The 7014-nt window shown below is 64.2% G+C and carries 6 protein-coding genes and 2 pseudogenes; 3 read left to right on the top strand and 5 right to left on the bottom strand.

The window, feature by feature from the left end:
* Together EOA38_RS23185 and EOA38_RS23180 are read right to left on the bottom strand one after the other, a co-directional pair.
* Positions 1–415: ATP-binding cassette domain-containing protein (locus EOA38_RS23185; RefSeq protein WP_127300338.1), on the bottom strand; the 415-nt coding region annotated here is incomplete at its 3' end.
* Position 416: 1 nt separating this feature from the next.
* Positions 417–1604, bottom strand: a complete 1188-nt coding sequence (locus EOA38_RS23180; protein WP_127300337.1) for an ABC transporter permease — start codon at positions 1602–1604, stop codon at positions 417–419.
* A gap of 77 nt (positions 1605–1681) precedes the next feature.
* On the opposite strand from EOA38_RS23180, the gene dgcA reads away from it, so the two are divergent.
* Positions 1682–2665 (top strand): N-acetyl-D-Glu racemase DgcA, encoded by a 984-nt coding sequence (gene dgcA, locus EOA38_RS23175; protein WP_126093764.1) that lies wholly within the window; start codon positions 1682–1684, stop codon positions 2663–2665.
* Here dgcA and EOA38_RS23170 read toward each other — a convergent pair.
* From EOA38_RS23170 to EOA38_RS23160, 3 genes and pseudogenes are all read right to left on the bottom strand, one after another.
* Positions 2636–3850, bottom strand: coding sequence for an MFS transporter (locus EOA38_RS23170; protein WP_126093763.1), 1215 nt, complete (start codon positions 3848–3850; stop codon positions 2636–2638). The genes dgcA and EOA38_RS23170 overlap by 30 nt on opposite strands.
* A 169-nt stretch (positions 3851–4019) precedes the next feature.
* Positions 4020–4697 (bottom strand): annotated as a pseudogene (locus tag EOA38_RS23165) (SDR family oxidoreductase); the annotation flags it as partial.
* Positions 4698–4758: 61 nt separating this feature from the next.
* On the bottom strand, positions 4759–5589 hold the full coding sequence (locus tag EOA38_RS23160) for a UDP-2,3-diacylglucosamine diphosphatase (protein ID WP_127300335.1): 831 nt from the start codon (positions 5587–5589) through the stop codon (positions 4759–4761).
* A 118-nt stretch (positions 5590–5707) separates the two neighbouring features.
* Here EOA38_RS23160 and EOA38_RS23155 point away from each other — a divergent pair, with 118 nt between their 5' ends.
* Together EOA38_RS23155 and EOA38_RS23150 are read left to right on the top strand one after the other, a co-directional pair.
* A complete protein-coding gene (locus EOA38_RS23155; protein ID WP_127300334.1) occupies positions 5708–6487 on the top strand; it encodes an SDR family oxidoreductase in 780 nt (259 codons plus the stop codon).
* Positions 6488–6716: 229 nt separating this feature from the next.
* Positions 6717–7014 (top strand): annotated as a pseudogene (locus tag EOA38_RS23150) (NADP-dependent malic enzyme); the annotation flags it as partial.

Here is a 7014-nt window from a genome sequence, read left to right as displayed (position 1 = left end):
TGGCAAGCTCGTCCATCAGCTTCTTCGGCAGGTCGAGATATTCGCGCATCGGCACCTGCACGTTTTCGAGCACCGTCAACGCCGAAAACAGCGCCCCGTGCTGGAAAAGAACGCCAAGCCGCATGTCGATACGCAGGCGCTCGGCGTCGCTTGCCTTGTCGACGTCGACGCCAAACAGCCTGATCGTGCCCGATTGCTTGGGCATCAGCCCGAGGATCGTGCGCAGCAAGACCGACTTGCCGGCGCCCGAGGCGCCGACGAAACCCAGGATCTCGCCGCGCTTGATGTCGAGGGAAAGCTTGTCGAGAATCAGCTTGTCCTCGATGGCAACGGTGACGTCCCGCACCGAAAGCACGATTTCGCTTTCATCCGCGTTCTGCGTCGTCTTGACCCCGTTGCCGCTCGCGACTGCCATCTCAGAACTCGATCGCTGCGTAGAACATGGCGAAAAGCCCGTCGAGGATGATGACGACGAAGATCGACTTCACCACCGAGGCGGTAACGTGCCGGCCGAGCGACTCGGCGCTGCCGCCGACCTTCATGCCTTCCACCGAAGCAATGGTGCCGATGATCATGGCCATGAACGGCGCCTTGATCAGCCCGGAGAAGATGGTGCTGAGGTCGATGGCGACGCGCAACCGATCGATGAAGGCAGCGGGGGGGATATCGGAGTAAAGCCAGGCGGCGACGATGCCGCCGCCAAGCGCCGCGAAATTGGCGATGATCGTTAGGCATGGCAGCGCGATCACCAGGGCGACGAGCCGCGGAAACACCAGAACGCCGATCGGGTTGAGCCCGATCACCTTCAGTGCGTCGACCTCTTCGCGCATCTTCATCGAGCCGATCTCTGCGGTGATGGCGCTTCCCGAGCGGCCGGCGAGCATGATCGCGGTCATCAGCACGCCGAGCTCGCGCAGGATCAGCACGCCGACGAGATCGACGACGAAGATATCGGCGCCGAAATAGCTGAGCTGATAGGCGCCCTGCTGCGCGACGATCGCCCCGACGATCGCCGACATCAGCACCACCACAGGGATGGCGCCGACGCCCATGCGGTCGATCTGATTGAAGATCGCGGCCGGATTGACCGCATGGCCGCGGCCAAGCTTCATCTGCGCGCCGCGAATGGTGGCGCCGAGGATGTTCATCGAAGCAATGAAATCGTCGCGCATCTCGTAGACGCGGCGGCCGACCAGTTCCAGCGCGCGCATGATGATGTTGGGCGGCCCGGCCGGTCCCGATTCGGGTTCGCGCCGCACCGCGTCGCCGACGGCGCCAAGCAGGATCGAGGCGATCTCACTCTGCCCCTGCACGTGGACTTCGACGCCCTTCTTCTCGAAGGCGCTGGCCAGCCGATCGATCAGCCAGGCGCCCGCCGTATCCATCTTCTCGATATGGGAAAGATCGAGCATCAGCTGCTTTGCGCCGCTGCGCTTCTCGATCCTGCGCATCTCGGCATCGACCGATGCCACGGTCCGCGTCGTCCAGACCCCGGAAAAAGCGCAGCCGAGCACGCCGCCTTCCTCGCCGACGGCGATGCGCGGCTGGTGATTGCCTTCACCGGCAGTCGTGCGGCTTGCGTCGCGTTTGCGGATGGTCAACATGGCGTCCTGTTTAGCGTGACGGAACTGGCGTGTCGATTTGCCGGCAGACCGGTGTCGCACAGCCGGAGAAGAAAAATATGGCGCGTGTCATTTCGGTCGAGGCCGAGCGGTTCCCGATCGCGGGCACCTTCACCATCTCGCGCGGCTCGAAAACCGAGGCGGAAGTCATCACCGTGGCGATCGGCGACAATGGGCATGTCGGGCGCGGCGAATGCGTTCCCTACAAGCGCTATGGCGAGACCATGGAGGGTGTGCGCGCCGCAATCGAGGCCATGCGTGGCAGGATTGAGGGTGGCATCGACCGAGCCGCCCTGCTCGCGGCCATGCCGGCCGGCGCGGCACGCAACGCGATCGACTGTGCCCTGTGGGATCTGGAGGCAAAGCTCAGCGGCAGTCCGGTAGCGGACGCGATCGGCGCCGCCTCGCCAAAGGTGCTGGAAACCGCCTACACACTGTCGCTCGGCGCACCTGAAGCGATGGCCGCGCAGGCTAGCGCCAACGCCTCGCGGCCACTGCTCAAGGTCAAGATCGGCGGTGACGACGACTTGGCGAGAATACGCGCCGTGACGGAGGCCGCCCCGCGGAGCCGTATCATCCTCGATGCAAACGAGGGATGGACCGACGACAACATCGAGGCCAACCTCGCCTTTGCCGCCAGGCAAGGCATCGCGCTCATCGAGCAGCCGCTTCCTGCCGGCCGCGACGGCATCCTGCGCGAAATCGCGCATCCGGTGCCGATCTGCGCCGACGAAAGCGTGCATGAGGCAAAGGACCTCGATTCGCTTGTCGGCCTCTATGACGCCGTCAACATCAAGCTAGACAAGTCGGGCGGCCTGACGGAAGCGCTCAGGCTTCGCGAACGCGCCCAGGAACTGGGTTTCGGCATCATGGTGGGCTGCATGGTCGGCACGTCGCTCGCCATGGCGCCGGCTGTCTTGTTGGCTCAAGGCGCCGATTTCGTCGACCTCGACGGGCCGCTGCTGCTTGCGCGCGACCGCGATCCTGGCCTCGTCTACCAGGGATCGCTGGTGTCACCGCCTGACCGGGCGCTGTGGGGTTGAGCGCGCGGCGAGCCCGATCAACGCAAGGCCAATGATCGCGATCGGAATCATGGCCAGGAAGCCATCGACGCCGAAGCGATCGTAGAGCGGGCCGGAGGCCAGCGTCACCGCGGCCATGAAGAAGCCGTTGAAGAAATAGGCGATACCTTGCGCGGCACCCGTGCGCTCTTCGGAAACCGTTTCGCCTATCATCTTCTGCAGGCCGATCAGGACCATTGCAACCGACACCGAATGCAGCGTCTGGACGCCGAAGAAGCCGGCGACGCCCAGGCCGAGCGGCCAGACCAGCGGAAAGGCGATCCAGCGCACGATCGAGCCGATGCCGGCGATCAGCATAACTTTCACGACCGTGACAGATGCGAAAATACGGTTGAAGAACAAGAACATGCAGACTTCCGACACCACGCCCCAGGCCCACAGCAGGCCGACAACGGAATCGCTGATGCCGATCGACTTCCAGTAGATCGACACGAAGCCGTAGAGAAAGGCGTGGCTGGCGGTGATGATCCCGACACCGAGCGTGAAATAGAGGAAATAGGCGTTGAAAAGGCTCGGGGCCGAATGCTGGATGTCGGCCGCCGACAGCGGCGATGCCTTGCGGGGCCGTCCCATGCGCGGCGCAAACAGCGCAGCAACAAGTGCCGCGGCAATGGCCACGAAGATGATCGCGGGCACAGCCTCAGCTCCGGTCACCGCGAGGATGAAGCCGCCAACCACATTGGCGCAAAGATAGGAGATCGAGCCCCATTTGCGCATGCCGGTGTAGTTGGAGCCGAAGCGGCGCACGCCCGACAACGCCAGCGAGTCGGCCAGCGGCGAATGCGGCGTCCAGACGATCGTCAAAACGAGCGACACTGCGAGCACGATCGCATAGGTGGCCGGCAGGAAATAGCCGGCCGAAATGATCATCGATGCCGCAACCAGCGCGATATAGACGTCGGTCCGGTCCTTCGCCCGGTCGGCAAGCGCGGTCAGCATCGGCGTCGTCACGACGCGCAGGAACATCGGCGCGGCCAGGATGACGGCGATCTGTTCGGCGTGAAAACCTTTCGCCTGCAGCCAGAGCGGGAAATAGGGCAGATGCGTGCCCTGCGACACGAACAAGGTCGCGAAGATCAGGCTCATGCGCAGTTCGAAATGGCTGGGCTTGACGAGTTGCTCAGGCGAAAGCGGCGGCAGCGACATGAATCGATCCAATTACGCTGCATTCGACGGCCCGCAACGCGTTTCGATCCCTATCATGCGGTAAGTCCCGGCGGAACTGCCTGGACCAATCGACCAGGCTAAAGCTGTTGAAAGACAAAGAATGCCGAGCCCGAGGCACGTTTGCGCCTCGGGCCTGCCGTCGTTCGACTCAGCTTTGGAAGTAAGTCGGCTGGTCGATATCCGCGATCAGCCCTAGCTGGGTCGGCTCCCAACCCAGTTCCTGCCGGGTCAGCGCGCTCGAGGCCTCGTTGTCGATCGCCGAGAAATGCGCGAACCAGCCGAAATGTTCGGCGGATTCCTCCCGGCTTTTGCTGACCACCGGCACACCGAGTCTGCGGCCGATGACGCCGGCGATCTCGCGGAACGGCACGCCCTCCTCGGCGACGGCGTGGTAGCGCGCGCCGCCGCGGCCCTTTTCCAGCACCAGCCTGTAGAGCCTGGCGGCATCGAGCCGGTGCACGGCGGGCCAGCGGTTGAGACCCTCGTCCGTGTAGATCGAGGCACCCTTCTCGCGGGCAATGCCGATCAGGATCGGAACGAAGCCGTGATCGCCAACACCATGCACCGACGGCGGCAGGCGAATGATCGACACGCGCACGCCCTTCTCGGCCGCGGCATGGGCGGTCTGCTCCGAGACCCTCGGGATCGCTGGATTGGATGCAGGCGAAACGTCTTCGGTCGCGATGCGGCCGGGCCGGACCAGTCCGATGCCGGAAGTGACGATCAGCGGCCGGTCGGAGCCCGCACGCTCCGTGCCCATCGCCTCGATCGCACGCCGGTCGGCTTCGCAGTTTTCCTTGAACTTCGACAAATCGTGGTTGAAGCCGCTTCACCGCGTCGATACGGCCGCGACCGCAGCGCGGTTGCCGCTTGAGTTCAGGAGGTGCTCAGGCGGCCTTGGCCGCCCTGCCCTTGAGGCCGGCGATATCGACGGGCACCAGCACATCCTTGCCGGCCGAGGATTCGGGCAGAACATGCGCCCAGGTCAGGATCTCCATGCGGCCGTCGAAATGCTCGACCACCGCCGTGCAGCTTTCCACCCAGTCGCCGGTGTTGATGTACCGCACGTCGCCATAGTCCTCGATCGCGGCATGGTGGATGTGGCCGCAGATCACGCCGTCGACATGCGAGCGCCGCGCTTCCTCGGAGAGGACGGTCTGGAACGAGCCGATGAAGTTCACCGCCTTCTTGACCTTGACCTTGGCCCAGGACGAGAACGACCAGTAAGGCAGCCCGAGCAGGTGGCGCAGCTTGGTCACGACGCGATTGACCAGCATCGCCGCGTCATAGGCATAGTCGCCGAGATAGGCGAGCCAGCGCTGGTTGTGCACCACCGTGTCGAACTGGTCGCCATGGATGACGAGCAGCCGCCTGCCGTCGGCCGTCTCGTGGACCGCGCGGTCGGCAACGACGATGCCGCCGAAATGCACGCCCTGGAACTGGCGGGCGAATTCGTCGTGGTTGCCGGCGATGTAGGTGATCGAGGCGCCCTTGCGCGCTTTGCGCAGCAATTTCTGCACGACGTCGTTGTGGCTCTGCGGCCAATGCCAGTTGCGCCGCAGGCGCCAGCCGTCGACGATGTCGCCGACCAGATAGATGGTATCGGCATCGTGGTAGCGCAGGAAATCGATCAGGAAATCGGCCTTGGCCGCCTTCGACCCGAGATGCACGTCGGAAATGAACATGGTTCGGAAAGTGCGGGGTTCTGGACCGGACATCGCGATTTCCACCTTTCTTTCGCGTGCCTATGCCTCGATTCATGCAACAACCGTATGACGGTTGCGGTTGGTCCAGCCCAGGCGCTAGCTTGCCGCCCTCGAAAAAGGAGAAATCACCATGGATCTCGGTATTCGCGGAAAGAAGGCCATCGTCTGCGCCTCGAGCAAGGGACTGGGGCGCGGCTGCGCGATTGCGCTCGCCGAAGCCGGCGTCGACCTCGTCGTCAATGGCCGCAACGCCGAGCTTTTGGCGAAAACCGCCGCGGAGATCCGCGAGAAATACGGCGTCAAGGTGATCGAGATCGCCGGCGACGTCTCGAAGCCCGACGTGCAGGGGGCGATCCTCGCCGCCTGCCCCGACCCCGACATCCTGGTCAACAACAATGGCGGCCCGCCGCGGCGCGATTTCCGCGAGCTCGACCGCAGCAAGATCCTCGAAGGCGTGACGCAGAACATGGTGACGCCGATCGAGCTGATCCAGGCGGTCATAGACGGCATGGCAAAGCGCGGCTTCGGCCGCATCGTCAACATCACCTCGCTGTCGGTCTATGTGCCGATCCCTGGTCTCGACCTGTCGTCGGGCGCCCGCGCCGGCCTGACCTCTTTCCTTGCCGGCGTGGCGCGCACGGTGATCGACCGCAACGTGACCATCAACAGCCTCCTGCCCGGCAAGCACGACACCGACCGGCTGCGCGGCCCGGAAGAGGCAGGCACGCCGGAAGACCCGGCGGCGGCGGCGGCGCGCAAGGCCCGCATCAGCGCCGATGTGCCGGCCAAGCGCCTCGGCACGCCGGAGGAATTCGGCCAGATCTGCGCCTTCTTGTGCTCGGTCCATGCCGGCTACCTCACTGGCCAGAACATCCCGGTCGACGGAGGCCTCTACGTCAGCGCGTTCTGACTGAGTCAGCTCGCGGCCGCCGACAGAACTCGAGAGTCTTGTTACAACAGACTGAAATAACTCGATTATTTTAGCTTAAGCAATGAGAACGCCGATACCGTGATTTGGCGCCGCGAAGAATCGTCGCCGCATGTATCTGCCTCACGCAATTCCGGACGGAAAACCGTTTCACACTTTTCCTGGAATTGCTCTAAAAGGCTCGAAAGCAGGAAGCACAGGAGGGGCCGCGATGGACGGCGAGAGCAAGAAAACGGCCAGGTCGGACCTCGACGAGGCCGCGCTCTTCTTCCACAAGTACCCCACGCCCGGAAAGCTCGAAATCCAGGCGACGAAGCCGCTCGGCAACCAACGCGATCTCGCGCTCGCCTATTCGCCTGGCGTCGCCGCGCCCTGCCTCGAGATCCGCGACGACCCGGCGACCGCCGCCGACTACACGGCGCGCGCCAATCTCGTCGGCGTCGTCTCCAACGGCTCGGCGGTGCTCGGGCTGGGGAATATCGGCCCGGCCGCCTCCAAGCCGGGCATGG

Origin of the sequence: Mesorhizobium sp. M1E.F.Ca.ET.041.01.1.1, assembly GCF_003997355.1 — a bacterium.
In the GTDB taxonomy this organism is placed as follows: Bacteria; Pseudomonadota; Alphaproteobacteria; order Rhizobiales; family Rhizobiaceae; genus Mesorhizobium.
Note: the sequence above shows the minus strand (reverse complement) of the source record. Positions and strands in the feature narration are given on the sequence as shown.

Bases quoted from the DNA above. Each gene is read 5' to 3' on its own strand.
- EOA38_RS23155 (WP_127300334.1), top strand. From the start codon at position 5,708: ATGGATCTCGGTATTCGCGGAAAGAAGGCCATCGTCTGCGCCTCGAGC.
- EOA38_RS23160 (WP_127300335.1), bottom strand. From the start codon at position 5,589: ATGTCCGGTCCAGAACCCCGCACTTTCCGAACCATGTTCATTTCCGAC.
- dgcA (WP_126093764.1), top strand. From the start codon at position 1,682: ATGGCGCGTGTCATTTCGGTCGAGGCCGAGCGGTTCCCGATCGCGGGC.
- EOA38_RS23180 (WP_127300337.1), bottom strand. From the start codon at position 1,604: ATGTTGACCATCCGCAAACGCGACGCAAGCCGCACGACTGCCGGTGAA.
- EOA38_RS23170 (WP_126093763.1), bottom strand. From the start codon at position 3,850: ATGTCGCTGCCGCCGCTTTCGCCTGAGCAACTCGTCAAGCCCAGCCAT.